Source organism: Verrucomicrobiia bacterium (assembly GCA_036268055.1).
Taxonomy (GTDB): Bacteria; Verrucomicrobiota; Verrucomicrobiia; order Limisphaerales; family Pedosphaeraceae; genus DATAUW01.
The window spans coordinates 60,242-80,520 of the sequence record DATAUW010000010.1; the positions used below are offsets into that span (position 1 = coordinate 60,242).

The window sequence follows — 20,279 nt, forward strand, 5'->3', positions numbered from 1 at the left end:
TTGTGAAGCCGGATTTCCATAACTTCAAATTCACGCGCCCGGCCGGCGAATTTTTTTCGCCGATGGCCATGCGTCTGCTCGTGATATTATTTATCGCGCTGGCCAGCCTTCCCGCGGTGGCCGCAAGTTCAACTGAAAAACGCGCATGGGAAGCGGACCTGAAACATTTTGAAGACGCCAAGTCGCCATTGCTGTGGGCGATGGTCGAGACAAATTTTTCGCAGTTCATCAAAAAATTTCCCGACTCGGAACATTACGCGGACGCAGTGGTATTTGAATCGCGCGCGCTTTATGAACAAGGCAAATACGACGCCGTGATCTCGTTGCTGTCCTCGCAAACCAATCGCGGAAGCGGGGTAGCCGACCAGTTTGATTATTGGACGGCCAAGTCCTACGCGAAGAAACAAAATTATCAGCAGTCGGCGGACACCTTCGCAAGGCTCGTGCGGGAAAATCCGAATTCACCGCTTCGGCTCGAGGCGATTTTTCGCGAGGCCGAGGCACACGCAAAACTGGAATCCTGGCCGAAGGTGATCGAAGAACTGCGTGAGCCGTCCAGCTTGTTTCAACAATTTGCCCGCACGAACCAGAGCGACGAATTAGTCGTGAGCGGATTATTGCTGTTGAGCGAAGCCGAGCTGGCGCAAAAAGATTACGCCGCCGCCGGCAAAACTTTGCAGGGTATCGCCACGGAACATTTGCGGCCGGAGCTGGAATGGGAGCGGCAATTTCTTTTGTGCCGCGTGCAGATGGCCGATGGCCAGGCGCAAGCGGCGCTGGAAGCGAGCACAAATTTGCTGATGGTGGCGGAGGCGGCCAACCGGCCCGAACTCAAAGCCAAGAGTTTTTTCCTGCAAGGCCAGATCCATGAGCAACTCGACGACATGCCGTCCGCCGTGCGCAGTTACGAAATCAATTTGACGAATGATCTGCCCGCGGTACGGCGACAGGCGCTGTTGCGGATCGTAGACTTGAACCTGCGCCAAAACCAGACGGCGGATGCCGCGCAAAAACTCAGTGATTTTTTGAAAGACAATCCCAAGACCGCGGATTTTGAACTGCTGGTGCTCGGTGAATTGCGGTTGAAGGAATATTTTCAGCCGACCAATAACGCGAGTGTCATAAATCCGTTGCAATCCGCCGAAACAAATTTTGAAACCATCATTCGAAATTTTCCCAATAGTGAATATTTAGGGAAAGCCGAGTTGAATCTCGCTTGGTGTTTGGATGCCCAGGGCCGCACCGCGGAAAGCCAGGCGGCGTTCGGACGCGCGGGTGATTTGCTGCCATTTTCCGAGGATCAGGCCGTCGCGCGGTTCAAGCTCGCGGACACGCTCTATCAGCAAAAAGATTTTTCCGGCGCCGTGGCGAACTATCGCCTGGTGATTGAGAAATACGATTCGCTTCCCGCCGTCAAAAACGAATTGTTCGAGCCCGCGCTTTATCAAATGGTGCAGGCGAGTCTTTCGCAGAGCAATCTCGCCGTCGCGACCGAGGCGATGAATAAAATGCTCGAGTTATTTCCCAACGGCTCGCTTGCGGACGACAGCCTTCTGCTGGTGGGCCAGGCCGAGACACCGGCCAAGGCGCGCGAACTTTTTTCCCGCTTCCTCACGCAATATCCCAACTCCGATTTGCTGCCCGAAATGAAACTTGCCATGGCCCGCACTTATGAATCCGAAGCCAACTGGATGGAGGCGATCAACCTGTACGACAAGTGGGTGCAGACTTACACGAACGATCCGGCGCTGCCGCGCGCGGAATTTTCCCGGGCGTCGGCAAATTATCGCGCGGCACTGGCCGCGAATACGCCCGAGACGAATGCGTTTTATTTATTCACGAGTTTCGTGACGCAGTTTGCGACTAACCCTGTGGCCTTGAGCAATGATCTGCCGGCGCGCGCGCAGCATTGGGTCGGTGATTATTACTGGCGGCAGGAGGATTTTCAAAAAGCGGAATTGAGCTACAAGGAAATCTTCAGCGATTGGCCGAAGTCCAGCCTCGCGCTCGAGGCGCGCATGATGGCCGGACGCGCCGCGCTGGCCAACCAGAGTCCACAAGCGGCGATTTCCTATTTCACAAACCTCATCAGCCTGTCGAATTGCCCGCCCACCGTCATCGCGCAGGCCTTGTTCGCGAGTGGTGATGCCGCGCTGGCGCTGCCTCCGGCAACCACTCCCGGGAAATACCAGAACGCCATTTATTTTTTCCGCCTGGTCGTGGACACTTATACGAACACCCCGATCGCTATTCGCGCATGGGGTCGGTTGGGTGATTGTTATTTCGCGCTGCCGGAAAATCAGATGTCGCAATACGAAACCGCCAGCAACGCCTTCACGCTTATCATCAACGCGAACGCCGCGCTGGCGGACGCCACCACGCGCAGCATGGCGGAAATCCGGCTCGGGCAAACCTTGGAAGCAATGTCGCGCCTGCCCGGAGCCGCCGATCCCAAGGGACTGACCTTGCAGGCATTGAAACATTTTATGAACGTGCTTTACGGGAGCAATTTGCGGGACACCGAACAAGCCGATTTGATTTGGGTGAAAGAAGCGGGGCTGGATGCCGGCAAACTTGCCGAAGACCTGGGCGAGAACGCGCAAGCGGTACAATTTTATGAGCGATTGATTTCCATCGCGCCGCCGTTGCGGGCGACACTCGAGAAAAAAATCGCGAAGTTGCAGGAAAGCCAAAGTGCATCCGCAAAGAATTGATTTGGATCAGCAAATTATTTTAAAAAAGATTTTCCGCAGTTTGACACGAAAGTTTAAAGCGGTTAGAATTCATCCAGAGAGTCAAACATGAGCGCAGCCACTCCAACCGAATCAGTCATTAACCTCACAGAAAGTGCGGCCGGACAAATCCGGCATCTGGTCGAAAGTAACTCGGAAAACACCGGAAAACATCTGCGCGTTTATGTGGAGCAGGGCGGCTGCTCGGGCAAGCAATACGGCATGGTCTTCGATGAAAAGCGCCCCGAAGATTTATTTGTGGAAATGCACGGTGTGACCGTGCTGGTGGATCCAGTTAGCGCTGGTCATATCCAGGGCTCCATTCTTGATTTCAACGACGGGCTCAACGCTTCCGGTTTCAAGATCACAAACCCGAATGCCCGTCAAAGTTGCGGTTGCGGAAAATCCTTTGAGGCCTGACCGGGAATTGTCCCGCAGGCTGTACAACGCCGTCTCGTGCGATGCGAGACGGCTTTTTTTGCCCGCTTTTCGAGAAACGCTCGCCGGTTAAAATCAAAAAAATCCCAGCGGAGTTTTAATTGAAATACGCGGCTTCGCTCGAATAGGATTCGAGCGTGAAAACCCTCTCCCTCGTCTCGCTTATCGTTTGCGGCTTTGCCGCCAGCGCATTTTCCAGTGATTTGACCTTGTGGTATTCCCAGCCGGTGGGTTCGGTGGTCAGCACTATATTGACCACGAACCAGGGACAACCGGTGTTAAACATGGGTGGCGGCAAGGCTTCGTCTTTCATCAATGAGGCGCTGCCGATTGGAAATGGCCGTCTTGGCGCGTTGATCGCGGGCGGCACAGCGCGCGAACGGGTCGTGCTCGATGAAGACAGCTTGTGGACCGGCGACGAAAATCCCAGCGGCAATTACGACACGATGGGCGCTTATCAGATGCTCGCGAATCTGATCATTGATTTGCCCAGACACCAGGACGCCCTCGAATATCGCCGTGACCTGGACATCGGCGATGCCGTCGCGCATGTGAGTTACATATCGGGCGGAATAAGATTCACGCGCGAATATTTTTGCAGCCACCCGGACGGCGTAATGATTATCCGACTGATGGCCAACCAGCCCGGCAGTTACACGGGAAGCCTGACCTTGATTGATGGCCACAACGCCAAGGCAACCGTCAGCAGCAACCGGGTCGTGATCACCGGCGCGCTCGACAACGGGCTCAAATACGAGACGCAACTGATCGCGTTGCACGACGGCGGCGCGTTGCGGGCGAACACCACAGGAATCGAATTCAGTAATTGCGATAACCTCACGCTCATTCTCGCGGCGGGAACGGATTACGCCATGGACTATGCGAAGCATTATCGCGGTGAAGACCCGCATCTTCGCGTGACGAAACAAATCAAAGCCGCTGCCAGAAAAAGTTATGAGTCGCTCAAGGACCGCCACGAAAAAGATTTCCATGCGCTCTTCGATCGCGTCGAACTCACTCTGGGCAATTCATCGCCGAACCAAATCGCGATGCCCACCGACCTCCGCAAAGTCCAACCCGCGACAAACTTTGACCCGCAGCTTGAAGAATTACTATTTCAATATGGCCGTTATCTTTTGATTTCCTGTTCGCGCCCGGACGGTTTGCCCGCAAATTTGCAGGGGCTTTGGAATGACAGCAATAATCCGCCGTGGCACTCGGATTATCATGCCAATATCAATATCCAGATGAACTACTGGCTGGCGGAACCGGCGAACCTCTCCGAATGCGCCGAGCCGTTTTTTGATCTGGTCACGAGCCAGCTTGAACCCTGGCGCGCAGCGACGCGGGCCGCAAAGGAGTTCAACACCAGTGACGGCAATCCAGCGCAGTGCGGTTTTGCGATCCGCACTTCGCACAATATTTTTGGCGGCATGGGCTGGCGATGGGACAACACCGCCAACGCCTGGTACTGCTGGCATTTCTGGCAACATTACGCGTTTGATGGAGACAAGAAATTTTTGAAGACTGTGGCTTATCCCGTTTTGAAGGAAACCTGTGAATTTTGGGAAGACCATCTCAAGGCTTTGCCGAATGGACGCTTGGTCGTGCCGAACGCGTGGTCTCCGGAACACGGCCCGACGGAAGATGGGGTGAGTTACAGCCAGGAAATTGTTTGGGACTTGTTCAACCATTATATCGCGGCGGCGGACGCGCTGAATATGGACAAAAATTACCGCGATAAAATTGCCGCGCTGCGTGACAAGTTGGCGACGCCAGGCATCGGCAGTTGGGGCCAGTTGCTGGAATGGATGACCGAGAAACACGATGCGAAAAATCCTGAACTCGATACGCCGAATGATCATCATCGGCATACGTCGCACTTGTTCGCGGTGTACCCGGGTGAACAAATCAATGTGACCAAGACCCCGGCACTTGCGCACGCGGCAAAAGTTTCGCTCGATGCGCGCGGCGATACCGGCGACGTACGCGAGTGGTCCTTCGCCTGGCGCACCGCGTTATATGCACGGTTGCACGACGGCAATGACGCGCATCGCGAATTACAGCAACTGTTTTCGAATCGTAATACGTGTCCGAACCTTTTTGGTCTGCATCCGCCGATGCAAATTGACGGAAACTTTGGCATCACCGCCGGCGTTTGCGAAATGTTGATGCAGTCGCACGAAGGCGAAATCAATTTGCTGCCGGCTCTGCCTGACACATGGCCGGATGGAAGTGTAAGGGGCCTGCGCGCGCGCGATGGATTTGTGGTGGATGTGGCGTGGCGCGGTGGCAAGCTGGCGTTGGCCACAATCCATTCGCTGGAAGGAAATCCCTGCCGTTTGCGCCACGGCAAAACGACTCGTGAATTCAAAATAGAAAAAGGCGGCAGCTTGTGGCTGGACGAAAATCTGAACGAAATCACGAAGTGATCGCGCTCCTCACGGCGCAGGCCTCATAGGATCGTCCATCCATCTTAGAGTGTCGTCCATTGCCTCAAAAAGATGCGGCTGTTAGTTTCGTGGCGACCCCCCAAGGCATTGCCCGGCGGGTCACACAAGACCTTGAGACGTGTTTTGCTTTTTCTATTTGTTTGCGCCAGCGTTTTCTCACCGCTGAAAAATTGTTTTGCCCTCGGTAAGTTCCAATATGTGTCGGACACCAGCAGCGCGGGTGATTTTCCGTTAGTGAAAAAAAGGAGCGCCGCAGACATTTTCGTGGATACGAACGATTTTGTCGGTGTCGCTCGTACCGCGAATGATTTGCGGCAGGATGTAACCCGCGTCACGGGCATCGCTCCTAAAATAATTTCCGCCCGGGACAAGGCGGGAAGAAATGTGGTCATTATCGGCACGCTCGGCAAAAACGGAATCATTGACCAGCTTGTCCGTGAAGGAAAACTGGATGTGACACAAATTTCCGGCAAATGGGAGTCGTTCCTGATTCAGGTGATACCCAATCCTCTGCCGCACGTCGCGAGCGCGCTAGTGATTGCCGGAAGCGACAAGCGCGGGGCGATTTACGGCATTTATGATCTCTCGCAACAGATGGGAGTTTCGCCTTGGTATTATTGGGCGGACGTGACGGCGAGGCATCGCGCCGAATTGTTTGTGAAGGCGGGACGTTACGCGCATGGCCCGCCATCCGTGAAGTATCGCGGAATTTTTCTGAACGACGAAGCGCCGGATTTAAGTAATTGGGTGCGGGAAAAATACGGCAGCTTGAAAGGAATGGACGGCGACCCGGCGAATTATGGACACGCATTTTACACTAATGTGTTCGAGCTGATTTTGCGGCTGAAGGGAAATTATTTGTGGCCGGCGATGTGGAACAACGCTTTCAACGAGGACGACCCGGAGAACACACGGCTGGCGGACGAATATGGAATTGTGATGGGGACATCGCACCAGGAACCGATGATGCGCGCGCAAAAGGAATGGGACCGGCGCTATCGCAAGACGCTGGGAAGCTGGAATTACGCGAAGGAGCCGGACCTGCTGGGACAATTTTGGCGCGAAGGCATCGAGCGAAATAAAAATTTCGAGAACATCATCACGCTCGGTTTGCGTGGTGCAAATGATACGCCAATGGCTGAAGGCGGTCCCGAAGCAAACAAGGCTCTGTTGGAAAAAATCGTGGATGTGCAGCGCAAGATGATCGGCGACGTGATTAATAGCAACGTCGCGCAGGTGCCGCAAATGTGGTGTCTCTACAAGGAGGTCATGGATTTTTACAATGCCGGCATGCGCGTGCCGGACGATGTGACGCTATTGTGGGCGGAAGATAATTGGGGGGATGTGCGGCGGTTGCCGACGGCGGATGAGCGCAAGCGCAGTGGCGGCGCGGGAATTTATTATCACTTCGATTATCACGGCGGCCCGCGCAGCTACCAATGGCTCGACACGAGCCCGCTCCCGAAAATCTGGGACCAGATGTCGCTGGCGAAACAATACGGCGCCGACCGCATCTGGATTGTGAACGTGGGACATCTCAAAGGTTATGAATTGCCAATGGAATATTTCATGGACCTCGCGTGGGATTCCGACAAGTGGACCAACGATAATTTAAGCGATTACGTGCGCTTGTGGGCGGCGCGCGAGTTCGGGCCGGAGCACGCAGCGGAGATTGCCAGCATCGTTGCCAAATACACGAAATACAACGGACGCCGCAAACCGGAATTGTTGGATGCTAATACGTATAGCGTTGTGAATTACAATGAAGCGGGAAAAGTCGTCGCGGATTTTGAAACGATTGCGGAACGGGCAGAAAAAATTGCGCTAACTTTGCCTAAAGAATCGCAAAACGCATTTTATGAACTGGTATTGTTTCCAGTCAAAGCCTGCGCAGTGGTGAATGAATTATATTTCGCTGCGGCGCGAAACGAATTGTATGCACGGCAGGGGAGGGCGAGTGCGAACGACGAAGCGGCCGAAGTGCGTAGCAAATTCACGGAGGACACAAACCTGATGAATTATTTCAATCATGATTTTGCCGGAGGCAAATGGGATCACTTCATGGACCAGGCGCATCTCGGATATCGCGGCTGGGCAGACCCGCCATCAAACAATTTTGGAGCGATTAAATTAAGAGAAATCGAGGTCCAGAACACGGCGGCAATGGGCGTGGCCATCGAAGGTTCGGAAGCGGCGCGGCCGGGAACAAACGGCGATGCGGTTCTGCCACAATTTGACGCATTGAGCCGGCGACAACATTACATCGAGGTTTTTAAAAAAGGAAAAAGAGATTTTGAGTTTGTGGCTTCGGCCAGTGAGCCGTGGATTGTTTTGAGCGAGCGAAAGGGTTCGGTGGGAAAAGATAAAAAGATTTGGGTGAAAATAAATTGGGAACGTGCCCCGAAGGGAACAGCGACTGGAACAATCAAAATCAAAGGCGCCGGCACGGAAGTAGCCGTAACCGTGAATGCACTGAATCCGATTAGGATCAGTCGAAAAAATTTGCGCGGTTTTGCGGAAGGTGAGGGGATCGTGGCAATCGAGCCAGAACATTTCACGCGGAACAGAGATGCCGGGTCCAACCGCTGGATTCGGATTGAAGATTACGGACGGACATTGTCCGGCATGCGCGCGACCGGGCCCACGGATGTTAGCGCGACACCGGGCAAAGATTCTCCCTGTTTGGAATATCAAATGTATTTGTTCGACGCGGGCCCTGCGGAAATCGTCACGATCACCAGTCCGATTTTAAATTTTGTGCCAGGTCGCGGAGTGCGGTTCGCGGTTTCGTTTGACGACGACGTGCCGCAAGTCGTAACGCTCGTGCCGGAAAAATATAGCGCGCAAAATGGAAACCAGGATTGGGAGACATCGGTGAAGGACAATGCCCGCTATGCAAAAACAACCCTCAAATTGGCAAGGCCCGGTTATCACACATTGAAGTATTGGATGATTGATCCCGGCGTAGTGCTGCAAAAGGTGGTGGTGGATATGGGCGGGTTGAAGCCAAGTTATTTGGGGCCGCCAGAAAGCTATCATCAGGTGCCTTCGGAGAAGTAAACATGGGCGAATTTCAATCTATGAAAAAGATCAATCGCGGGTTGTTTTCAATCGGCCTGGGCGGTTCTTTGCTGGCGGTTTCGTCATTACCCGCGGCAGATGCGCAAGAGCAAAAATCACCGCGCACGGCGGAACAGGATCATCAGGAGATGATGGAGCAGTTGCATATCACATCCATCCGGCGCGGGCGTGACGGCATGAATCCCAGTTCGAAGAACTACGCAAATTATGATGAGGCCAAGGCGAATCCTTTTCCCGACTTGCCGGATCCATTGACTTTGAATGATGGAAAGAAAGTAACGACGCCGGAGATGTGGTGGACGCAGCGGCGGCCGGAGATCGTGGAGTATTTTGATCGCGAGATTTATGGCCGCGTGCCCGCGCATACGCCAAAAGTAAATTGGGAAGTCACCAGAAGGACCAACACGACAACTGGCGAAATTCCGGTCATCACCAAACAACTCATCGGGCATGTGGATAATCCCGCAGACCCAGACATCACGGTAAATATTCAACTATCGCTCACGACACCAGCCAATGCGAAGGAGCCAGTCCCGGTGATGATGCAATTTGGCTTCGGGAATTTTGGTTTTGGCGCGTTTGGACGGCGCGGGGCGAACGCGCCAGGCGGCACGAATAATTTTGCATTTCGCGGAACCAATCGGCCGGGAGGCACAAATAACCGGCCCGGATTTAGCGGAGGTTTTGGAGGATTTGGCGGGCCGGATTGGCGTCAACTGGTGCTTTTGAACGGCTGGGGTTACGCGGTGATTGTGCCAAACAGCGTGCAGGCGGACGACGGCGCGGGGCTGACGCAGGGGATAATCGGCTTGGTGAATCATGGGCAGCCGCGCAAGCCGGACGACTGGGGTGCATTGCGCGCATGGGCGTGGGGCGCGAGCCGCGCATTGGATTATTTTGAAACCGACCCGGCGGTGAACGCGAAAGAAGTCGGACTCGAAGGCCATTCGCGCTACGGCAAAGCAACGCTCGTGGCGATGGCGTACGATCCGCGTTTCGCTATCGCGTATGTGAGTTCGTCAGGCGAAGGCGGCGCGAAATTACATCGGCGTGATTGGGGTGAAATCGTGGAGAACGTAGCGGGCTCGGGCGAATATCATTGGATGGCGGGAAATTTTATCAAGTACGCGGGGCCATTGCATTGGAATGATCTGCCGGTGGATTCGCATGAACTGATCGCGTTATGCGCGCCGCGGCCCGTGTTCATCAGCGCGGGCTCGACGAACGGAGACGCATGGGTGGACGCAAAAGGCTCGTTTCTCGCCGCCGTGGCTGCGGGTCCGGTTTACCGGTTGCTCGGCCAACGTGATTTAGGCGCGACCGAATTTCCACCGATTGAAACGACCTACATCACTGGCGAAATCGGATTTCGCCAGCACAAGGCTGGTCACACCGATGCGCCGAATTGGCCAACGTTCCTGAAATTCGCGAACAAATATTTAAAAGAGCCCGCGCAGTAGGAAAATTTTGAATCACCAGGGCTTGTGATTATCGGTCACACCCGGCCAATCATCCGTGCGGAATGGAACAGCGGGCAAACCCGCGCCGTTGAAAAGTGTGGCGGCGGGGTTCGCCTGCCAGGCATAACGCGCCGCTACGGGTTCGGGCACTTCCAGCGACGAAACGATTATAGAATCGCCGTCAAGTTTTGCTTCAGCCCAATGCCATTTGCGATCCTTCCCCGCGACCGAAAATTCTTCGAGCCTATCGCCCTTCACCGTGAGACCGCTCTCGGTATTTTTGAAATGCAATTTGAGCGCGCCGGGCAAATGATCAACCGATGCGAATGTTGGCCCGGCGAAAGGAATGTCTTTGCCGTAATCTTTTGCGAGTGCGCAGAACGCGAGGCGTTCACCGACAATTTTTTTATCGGGCGGATGGATATTGTCGGCATCGCCGGTGTCAACCGTCACGGCGAGACCGGAATGCGCCACATTTTTGGCGGTGAGAAATTGCGCTTCACGCAGTTCGGCCCAGGAATCGTCGCCGGGTTGCGCGCGGCGGTGCATGAACGCGGGCAGGCTGACGATGTAAAACGGAAAATCGCCCTCGTGAAAAAGTTTTCGCCAATCGCCGATCATCGCGGGAAGCAATGTGCGATACGGGCGAGCGCGCTCGAAATTCGCTTCGCCTTGATACCAGATGGCGCCACGGAGCGAAAGCGGCGCGATGGGTTCGATCATGCCTTCATAAAGAACGATCGGCATGGTGGGATAATTCTCGAAACTGAGCGGGAGCGGATGCGGCGGCCGAGCGTCCGCGCTGAGCGCGCCCTTCCAATCGCCGCCGAGCGGGATCGCCAATTTGTCCCCGAGGCTGAGACGAAGCGTGTCGGGCTTGGCGAGAAATCCGCCCTTGGGTTTCATTTTGAAGACGCGGATGGCGATCACATTCCGGCCGGGCTTGAGCACATTGTCGTTGACGAAATAGACCCGGGGATTTTCGACCCAGGAACTTGCGCCGATCCAATGGCCATTGATATAAGTCGTATCCATTTTTTCAATCGAGCCAAGAAACAGCATGGCTCTGTTCGTGCCCAAAGGATCGGGCAAAGTAAATTCTTTGCGGAACCAGCAAATGCTCGGAGCGTCGGGCACGCCGAGTTGTTCAAAGGCGTTCGGCAACTGAACAGTTTTCCACGACGAATCATTGAAATCTAGCGATGCCCAGTTGTTGCTTTGGCCGACGTCGTATTCGTCAAGCCAGTGCATGAGAAAACTGCCATACTCGGGGCCGCCTTTGGCGTGAAGACGCTCGATCTCGGTGAGAACGGGATCGAAATCGTGGAGTTTATGAAGCGACTCGGGACTCATCCAACTCTCCGCCGGCGTGCCGCCAACGCAGTCCTGAACCAATCCGATCGGGACATGTAATTGCTCCTGGAGCGCGCGCCCAAAATAATAGGCGACGGCGGAGAAGCCGCCATTCTCGGCGATGGTTTGCGGCGAGCAAATTTTCCACGAGCCTTGCGGCGCTGCCGTGGGCGCATAGGAAACGTGTTGCTGCACTTTGAACAAACGAATTTCGGGATGGTCGGCGGACTTGATTTCGTCAGCGCCGTTGCGCGTGCGGGCAAGGCCAAGCTCCATGTTGGATTGCCCGCCACAGAGCCAGACTTCGCCAACCAAAATTTCGTGCAGGACAATATTTTGATTTGGGCCTGCTACGGTCATGGTGTAAGGACCACCGGTTGGAGGCGCTTCAATTTCGGTTTGCCAGCGGCCGTCCGCGCCAGCGATGGCTTTCGCAGTGTAACCATTGATTTCGACGTGGATGACGTCGCCGCTGTTTGCCCAGCCCCAAATGCGAATGGGTTTGTCACGCTGGACGACCATGTTGTCGCCGAACATGGGACTGAGGAGTGGCGAGGTCTTTTCAGCATGCAGGGAAGCGGCGGCGAAGAGAGCGATCAGCGAGATGATTGGAAAGCGCATAATTCAGAATTAAAATTCGAAGCCAGCATTGAAACTTATGAACTCATATTTGTTAACGCGCAAATCCGTGTAGATGCAACCTTAGCAAAAAAAGTTCTGTTCGATTTTTTCTAAAATCCATTACCAGGGCCGTTTCGCCGTCCAGAGAGAATGGATTCGAGATGCTCATGCCGATCCTTTTCCGATCATTTGCAGGGCCGCGCGCATATAGCCCATCGCGTAAGCCATGCCTGCGTGCCAGGGTGCGTTGCAGGCCATTTGCGGTGTGTGATCGGGAATCAGCACACCTTGATAGTCGTTTTGTTTGAGTATGCGCAACACGCGCAGCATGTCCACTTCACCGTCGTCAATAAAAGTTTCCCGATAATTGGGGACCTTGCCCTTGACGTTGCGGAAATGCACGTAGCCGATGCGATTTTGACGGCTGTAATTTTCCACCGTCTCGTAAATATCCCCCTCAGTCATCTCCGCGAGTGAGCCCAGGCAAAATTCCAGCGTGTTCGCCGGGCTGGGCGTGAGATCAATCAGGCGCTGGTAAAGGCGCGGCTGATATACAAGTCGTGGTTGTCCACGCATGAAGGGCATCGGCGGATCGTCGGGATGCGCGGCGAGTTTGACGCCCGCTTCCTCGGCCACCGGCGTGACTTCGCGCAGAAATTCTCCAACGCGATTCCACAGCTCATCATGGGTAATACCCGGCACATCGCCTTTCGGCGCGTGGGCATCATAAACCATGTTCCACACCATGCCGTTTGGCATCGGCGTATCGAGCGAACCTTCCATACCAACCGACATCGCGTCGCCGCGCGCATAAGGCGCGTGAGTGCGGCCGCAAACGCCAGCGATGCTAAAGTTATAACCCATGATGGGAATGCCCGCCTGGCCGAGACGGCGAATAATGGTCTTCACATTTTCCAACTGCCGGCGCTTTTTCGGACCATCCAGCAGGATGTCGTGCCAATGCGCCGGATCAAAATTCTCGATGGCTTCGATCTCGAGCCCGGCGGCGTTGGCCTCTTTGCGCATCGCGACCAATTCTTCCAAGGTCCAAAGCTGATCGGGATCGCCGGCAAGACCCCAGCCTTGATCAGTGCCGGTCGGCTGGTTATCGCGGGGATTCTTCGCGCCGCCTTTGAAATAATCCACGAGGTGGACGACCAGATGCGTAGCCCCAGCCTGCCGCGCGAAGAGGAAATTATCGCGCGTTAGCATGTGACGATACAAACCCAGGCCAAGTTTCATTTTTGGGCCGCGTGGAGTGGCGTTGCCTGCTTATTCATTCCCCCTGATGAGTGGTTTCTCAAGTAGCATTTGCGCTTTAGTAGGATTCTCCATGCGATTCGTATTTTTCTCCATTCCGCCGCTCCTCGCCGCCTGAAATACTGGCGGCAATGATTCAAACCCCGGACGCTACCGTGCGAAATTTTTTCCGCAACTCGCGCTTTGCGAGTAAACGCGTCCCGCGATAATCTTTCGTCCAACCCATGAACAAACTCTCATCCCGCAAGTACTCTGCGCGATCTTCCAAAGCAAAACTCTCTTCGCGCAACTCTGCGGTGAAAACCGCCACGCTGTTGCCTTATAAAAATACGAAGCTGCTCATCGCCAAACGCGTGCAGGATCTTCTCTCGCGGATGTCGCTCGAAGAAAAAGCCGCGCAAATGATGTGCGTGTGGCAGAAGAAGGCGGAAACCCTTCTGGATGCGGATGGAAATTTCGATTTCGCCAAGGCGAAAAAAAGTTTTGCCGATGGACATGGCCTGGGACAAGTCGGACGTCCAAGCGACGCGGGCAAAGGCAAGAACGCGCGCGAGATGGCGGAGTTGACGAATGCCATCCAGAAATTTTTTATCGAACATAGCCGGCTCGGCGTGCCAGTTATTTTTCACGAAGAATGTTTGCACGGCCACGCGGCGATTGGCGGCACGAGCTTTCCGCAGCCAATCGGTTTGGGCGCGACCTTCAATCCGGACCTGGTGCAGAAATTATTTGCGATAACCGCGTGGGAAGCGCGCGTGCGCGGTACGCACCAGGCATTGACGCCGGTCGTGGATGTCGCGCGCGAACCGCGGTGGGGCCGCGTCGAAGAAACTTACGGTGAAGATCCATATCTCGTTTCGCGTTTGGGAATCGCCGCCGTAATTGGTTTCCAAGGCGATGGTTCATTCAAAAATAAACGCCACGTCATCGCGACGCTGAAACATTTTGCCGCGCACGGCCAGCCGGAGGCGGGGATGAATTGCGGGCCGGTGGATGTGTCGGAACGGGTGTTACGCGAAACTTTTTTGTATCCGTTCAAGGAAGCGTTGCATGTCGCGGGGGCGATCAGCGTCATGGCTTCGTATAACGAAATTGACGGCGTGCCGTCGCATGCGAGCGAGTGGCTGCTGCGCGATGTACTGCGCAAGGAATGGGGCTTCAAGGGTTTTGTGGTCTCGGATTATTATGCGATTTGGGAACTGGCTCATCGCCCAGACACGCACGGTCATCACGTCGCGAAAGACCGTCGCGAATCCTGCGTGCTCGCAGTGAAGGCAGGAGTGAACATCGAGTTGCCGGAGCCGGATTGCTATTTGCATCTCGTGGACCTCGTCCGCAAACGCGAATTGCAAGAGTCGGATTTGGACGACCTTGTTGCGCCGATGCTGCATTACAAATTCAAGCTGGGTTTGTTCGACGATCCTTACGTTGACCCGGTTGAGGCGGAACGCGTCGTTGGCAGCGCGGCGCATCGCGAGATTGCACGACAGGCGGCGCGCGAAACGATCACGCTGCTCAAGAACGAAAATAATTTAGCGCCGGTTAACCTAAAGAAGCTCAAGACGATTGCGGTCATCGGGCCGAATGCCGATCGCAGTTTGCTCGGCGGTTACAGCGGCATGCCAAACTATAATGTCTCCGTGCTGGCGGGCATCAAGGCACGCGTGGGCGAAGCCGCAAAGGTTCTGCACGCCGAGGGTTGCAAAATCACGATTGGCGGCTCGTGGAATATTGACCAAGTCATTCCTGCCGATCCCGCGGAAGATGAAAAATTGATCGCCGAGGCCGTGAAGATCGCGAAACAGGCGGATGTGGTCGTGCTCGCCATCGGTGGCAATGAACAAACTTCGCGCGAAGCCTGGTCGCTCAAACATCTCGGCGACCGCGCAAACCTTGAATTGCTTGGCTGCCAAAATAAATTGGTGGAGGCGATGGTTGCGACTGGAAAACCCGTCGTGGCGTTTCTATTCAATGGCCGTCCGCTCGCTATCAAGCATCTCACCGACCATGTGCCGGTGATTTTTGAATGCTGGTATCTCGGCCAGGAAACGGGCGACGCGGTAGCAGAAGTTTTGTTTGGCGATTTCAATCCCGGCGGAAAATTGCCGATCAGCATTCCGCGTTCGGCAGGGCATGTGCCGGTGTTTTATAATCACAAGCCTTCAGCGCGGCGCGGCTATTTGTTTGACGACGTTTCACCGCTGTACGCCTTTGGGCAGGGGTTAAGCTACACGCAATTCACCTTCGACAAACCGCGCCTGGAAAAAAATAAGATCCGGCGCAATGAACGCACGCGCGTGAGCGTCCGCGTCACGAATAGTGGCAAAGTCAAAGGCGAAGAAGTGGTGCAAATGTATATTCGCGACGTGGTCAGTTCGGTGACTCGCCCGGTAAAAGAGTTAAAGGGGTTTCAGAAAATTTCTCTCGCGCCTGGCCAAAGCAAAACCGTTTCGCTCGACATCACGCCGGAGTTGCTTTCCTTCTACGACGTTAAAATGAATTACATCGTGGAGCCGGGCGAGTTCGTGATCATGGTCGGAAATTCCTCACGCAACGCCGATTTGCAGAAAGTGATTTTGACGGTCGAAAAATAAATTCCACGACCAAAATTATGCCCGACAATTCCGAAAAACTTTCGTTCGTCGAGAAGGCCGGTTACAGCGCGGCGGATGCCGCCGCGAATTTCGTCTTCATGACGATGATTCTTTTTCAGACGAGTTTCTACACGGATGTTTTTGGCATTAGCGCCGCCGCCGCCGCCGCGATTCTAATGTCGGCGCGGTTGTGGGATGCATTTTTCGATCCGATTGTCGGTATGCTGGCGGACCGCACCAACACGCGCTGGGGCAAGTTTCGCCCCTGGGTGCTGTTCACCGCCGTTCCGTGGTGTGTGGTGATGGTGCTGGCATACACGACGCCGCACGGCTGGAGCATGCATTCACTCATTGCCTACGCCACCGTTACGAACATCATGCTGATGACGCTTTACTCCGCGAATAACATGCCATACTCCGCGCTGGGCGGCGTGATGACCGGCGACGTCAATGAACGCGCCAAATTGAATTCGTTCCGCTTCGTCTCGGTCAACATCGCGCAATTCATCGTCGGCGGATTCACGCTGCCGCTGGTCGCGAAATTCGCCGCCGGTCATGACCGCCAATACGGCTGGCAAATCACGATGACGATTTGGTCAGTTTTGTGTCTCGTATTGTTCCTCATCACTTTCGCCACGACGAAGGAACGCATCAAACCGGAGCCGCAACAGAAATCCTCGCCGTTGCAGGATTTTGGAGACCTCTTCAAAAACAGTCCCTGGGCCGTGATGTTTTTCATGACGCTGATTCATTTCGCCATCCTTTCGTTTCGCGGCGGCGCGCTCTACAATTACTATCATCACTACGCGGACAAGGCGGCGCTCTATGACTGGGTACAGAAGTTCGGTTTGACTGCGCCGCCGCTTACGCAGGGCGCGCCCGCGGCGAGCGGCATCTTTGAATGGCTTGGTTACATTGTCCATGCCGACAAAGCGAATTTGGAAAATTCAAATGTCGCAGACGTGGCCAACAGCATCATCAACATGATCGGAACCGGCGTGACGATCGTGGTGATTTTGCTTTCACCATCGCTGTCGGAAAAATTTGGCAAAAAGGCGGTCGCGGTCGGCGGCTTCGCGCTGGCGACGATTGGGACATTCGCATTTTATATGCTTAGTCCGACCAATATTTCGGGCATGATCTGGCTGACCGTTTTCATCGCGGTTGCTTATGCGCCGACGATTCCGCTGGTATGGGCCATCTATGCCGATGTGGCCGACTATTCAGAGTGGAAAAATGGACGACGCGCGACGGGAATTATTTTTGCCACTATTGGGTTCGCGCTTAAGTCCGGGCTGGCGCTGGGTTCGGCGTCCTTCCTATGGATCATGGCGGGATTTTTTAATTACGACACCGTCCAACCGCAAACCGCCGACGCGGTGCAGGGTTACCGGATGACGAGCACGATTGTTGTGGGGATTCTCTTTGCAATCTGCACGTGCCTGCTTGCGGCGTACAAATTGAACAAGCAAAAGACGATTCAAATCGCGGATGAATTGGCGGCGCGCAGAAGGAAGTTTTCAACCCAAGCGGCTTGAAGTCTCAGGTTGTAGCGGCGGTCATAGCCCACCGCTACAGAAAAAATATTTTATGGAAAATTATTTTAGATTGGGGAACGCCTGGCGGTCGGTAGCGTGCCTATTGCCGACGGCGGGGTTGCTGGTGAGTTGCGCCAGTGCCGGGCCGGAAAATGCGGCGACTTTGAAGGCGGCATTTAAGAACGACTTTCTCATCGGCGCGGCGTTGAACGAAAATCAATTCACGGAGCGCGATGCCGTCGGCGCTAAAATCGTGAGTGAACAATTCAACAGCATCACACCCGAAAATATTTTGAAGTGGGAATCCGTGCACCCCGAGCCAGACAAATATAATTTTGCGCCCGGAGATGGATACGTCGCTTTCGGCGAGAAGCACCACATGTGGATCATCGGCCACACGCTAGTCTGGCATAACCAAACTCCCAACTGGGTTTTCGAGGATGACAACGGAAAACCCGTGGATCGCGAAATCTTGCTCAAGCGATTACACGACCATATTCAAACGGTTGTAGGCCGTTACAAAGGCCGCATCAAAGGCTGGGATGTGGTCAATGAGGCGTTGAATGAAGACGGCACGATGCGCCAGACTCGGTGGTTGAAAATCATTGGTGACGATTACATCGTCAAAGCTTTTCAATACGCTCACGAAGCGGACCCCAACGCTCAACTTCATTACAACGATTACTCGCTGGAGAACGAACCCAAACGCCGCGGGGCGATCGAGTTGATCAAAAAGCTCAAGGCGGCGGGTGTGCCCATCACCGCCGTGGGTTTGCAGGGCCACGACAAAATGGATTGGCCGACCACGCAACAGGAGGATGAAACGATTGCCGATTTCGCGAAGCTGGGCGTTGCCGTGATGATCACCGAACTGGACGTGGACGTGTTGCCATCGCCGTCGCGCAATCAAACCGCCGACATCACCCTGCGCCTGGAGCAACAGTCGAAAACGAATCCTTACACGAACGGTTTGCCGGACGAAGTGCAGCAGCAACTCGCCAAACGCTATGCCGATTTGTTCAGGGTCTTTGTGAAACATCGCGACGTCGTGAAGCGGGTGACGTTCTGGGGCGTGTGCGATGGCGATTCGTGGTTGAATGGCTGGCCGGTTCGTGGCCGCACGAGTTATCCGTTGCTCTTTGATCGCGAAGGGAACCCCAAGCCTGCCTTTCAGGCGGTGATCGAGACGGCAAAGTGATGGGTTCGCCTAGCGCAAAACATCCTATCCCCACGAAGCATTGCCAAAATAAAAAACTGGTCTTGTTCGCAGACCGAGGTTAAGAATGCTATTAGATTCGGCAGCGCGCCGAATCCGGACGCCAAGGGCGTCGGTCTGCAATGGCGGCAAGATTAGTTGAATCATGATTGGCAACCTGCTCCAACCTGAATTAGCCGAACTCATTCGGCAGCGAAACTTCACGCAACTCCGCGAAATTCTTTGTGGTTTTTCCGCCCAGGAAATCGCCGAGATTTTCACTGACCTCAAGCCCGATGATGAGGTGGTGTTGCTGCGCATTCTCCCGCGCGAAATCGCCGCAGAAGTTTTTGAATATCTGCCCGCGTACGATCAGGAAGAAACCTTGCACGCGCTCGGCAATGAAGGCGTCGCGCAAATCCTGAACGATATTTCCCCCGATGATCGCACGGCCTTGCTCGAAGAACTTCCCGCCGCCGCCACGCAAAAATTACTCGACCTGCTTTCGCCGGAAGAACGCAAGGTTGCCCAGCAGTTGCTCGGTTATCCGAAGGATTCCATCGGTCGCCGGATGACGCCGGAATACCTGGCCATCCAGCAGAGCTGGACGGTCGCCGAAGTGCTGGACTATCTCCGTCATGAAGGCCGCAAGCGCGAATCGCTGAACCAGCTTTACGTCGTGGACGACAAGCGCCGGTTGGTGGATTGGGTGAAATTGCGCAGCGTGGTTGTCGCTGATTTGACGACGCCCGTAGCCGAGTTGCTCGAGAACCGCAACCTCGCGTTGTCGGTCACTGACGATCAGGAAGTCGCCGTGACCGCGTTCAAAAAATATGACGTGACCATCTTGCCGGTCGTGGATTCGCATAATGTTCTGCTGGGCGTGCTGACCGTGGATGACGTACTTGATCTTGCGGAAAAAGAAGCGACCGAAGACATGCAGAAAATGGGCGGCATGGAAGCGCTCGACGCGCCGTATCTGAAGATCACGTTATTTGATATGATCAAAAAACGCGCGCCGTGGCTTGCCATTTTGTTCGTGAGCGAAATGTTCACCTCCACGGCGATGAGCCGTTATCAGGATGAAATTGAAAAATGCGTGACGCTTTCGTTTTTCGTGCCGTTGATTTTGTCGAGCGGTGGAAATTCGGGCTCGCAGGCGACGACGCTGATCATCCGCGCGATGGCGTTGCGCGACGTGATGCTGCGCGACTGGTGGAAAGTTTTTAAACGCGAAATCTCGGCGGGATTTTTGATGGGCTGCGTGTTGGGATTGCTTGGCATATTCCGCATTTTTATTTGGCAGGCAACCGGGCTTAAGGATTACGGTCCCCATTACATGCTGTTGGCATCCACGATCGGGGTGAGTTTGATCGGCGTGGTACTGTGGGGAAGTTTGATCGGCGCAATGCTGCCGATGCTGCTGCGTTACCTGCGGCTCGACCCGGCGACGTGTTCCGCACCGTTCGTGGCGACGCTGGTGGACGTGACGGGCATCGTGATTTATTTCACCGTGGCATTTCACTTTTTGCACGGGACGCTGTTGTAGCGACG

At 54.6% G+C, this 20,279-nt stretch carries 11 protein-coding genes; 9 read left to right on the forward strand and 2 right to left on the reverse strand.

Annotated elements, in window-relative coordinates; translation table 11 throughout:
- The first annotated feature begins 2 nt into the window (after positions 1-2).
- From VH413_04120 to VH413_04140, 5 genes are all read left to right on the forward strand, one after another.
- Complete coding sequence (locus tag VH413_04120; GenBank protein HEX3797865.1) at positions 3-2,714, forward strand: tetratricopeptide repeat protein; 2,712 nt, start codon at positions 3-5, stop codon at positions 2,712-2,714.
- Positions 2,715-2,801: 87 nt separating this feature from the next.
- Positions 2,802-3,152, forward strand: coding sequence for an iron-sulfur cluster assembly accessory protein (locus VH413_04125; protein ID HEX3797866.1), 351 nt, complete (start codon positions 2,802-2,804; stop codon positions 3,150-3,152).
- 155 nt (positions 3,153-3,307) lie between these two features.
- Entirely contained in the window at positions 3,308-5,602 is a 2,295-nt protein-coding gene (locus VH413_04130) for a glycoside hydrolase family 95 protein (protein HEX3797867.1), read from the forward strand.
- Between the two features lie 255 nt (positions 5,603-5,857).
- Positions 5,858-8,683: a glycosyl hydrolase 115 family protein gene (locus VH413_04135; GenBank protein HEX3797868.1), complete on the forward strand. Its 2,826-nt coding sequence runs from the start codon at positions 5,858-5,860 to the stop codon at positions 8,681-8,683.
- A 20-nt stretch (positions 8,684-8,703) separates the two neighbouring features.
- Positions 8,704-10,164, forward strand: a complete 1,461-nt coding sequence (locus VH413_04140; GenBank protein HEX3797869.1) for an acetylxylan esterase — start codon at positions 8,704-8,706, stop codon at positions 10,162-10,164.
- A gap of 12 nt (positions 10,165-10,176) precedes the next feature.
- On the opposite strand, the gene VH413_04145 is transcribed toward VH413_04140, so the two are convergent.
- Entirely contained in the window at positions 10,177-12,138 is a 1,962-nt protein-coding gene (locus VH413_04145; protein ID HEX3797870.1) for a sialate O-acetylesterase, read from the reverse strand.
- Positions 12,139-12,303: 165 nt separating this feature from the next.
- The gene (locus tag VH413_04150) at positions 12,304-13,380 is read right to left on the reverse strand and encodes a mannonate dehydratase (GenBank protein ID HEX3797871.1); all 1,077 of its coding nucleotides are present in this window, start codon (positions 13,378-13,380) and stop codon (positions 12,304-12,306) included.
- Positions 13,381-13,694: 314 nt separating this feature from the next.
- On the opposite strand from VH413_04150, the gene VH413_04155 reads away from it, so the two are divergent.
- The 4 genes from VH413_04155 (at position 13,695) to mgtE (ending at position 20,274) form a co-directional block, all read left to right on the forward strand.
- Entirely contained in the window at positions 13,695-15,992 is a 2,298-nt protein-coding gene (locus VH413_04155) for a glycoside hydrolase family 3 N-terminal domain-containing protein (protein HEX3797872.1), read from the forward strand.
- 17 nt (positions 15,993-16,009) lie between these two features.
- Positions 16,010-17,530 carry a glycoside-pentoside-hexuronide (GPH):cation symporter gene (locus VH413_04160; GenBank protein ID HEX3797873.1) on the forward strand — a complete coding sequence of 507 codons (1,521 nt, stop codon included), beginning with the start codon at positions 16,010-16,012 and terminating at the stop codon, positions 17,528-17,530.
- A gap of 52 nt (positions 17,531-17,582) precedes the next feature.
- Positions 17,583-18,728 (forward strand): endo-1,4-beta-xylanase, encoded by a 1,146-nt coding sequence (locus VH413_04165; protein ID HEX3797874.1) that lies wholly within the window; start codon positions 17,583-17,585, stop codon positions 18,726-18,728.
- 163 nt (positions 18,729-18,891) lie between these two features.
- Positions 18,892-20,274 (forward strand): magnesium transporter, encoded by a 1,383-nt coding sequence (gene mgtE / locus VH413_04170; protein HEX3797875.1) that lies wholly within the window; start codon positions 18,892-18,894, stop codon positions 20,272-20,274.
- Positions 20,275-20,279: the final 5 nt, after the last annotated feature.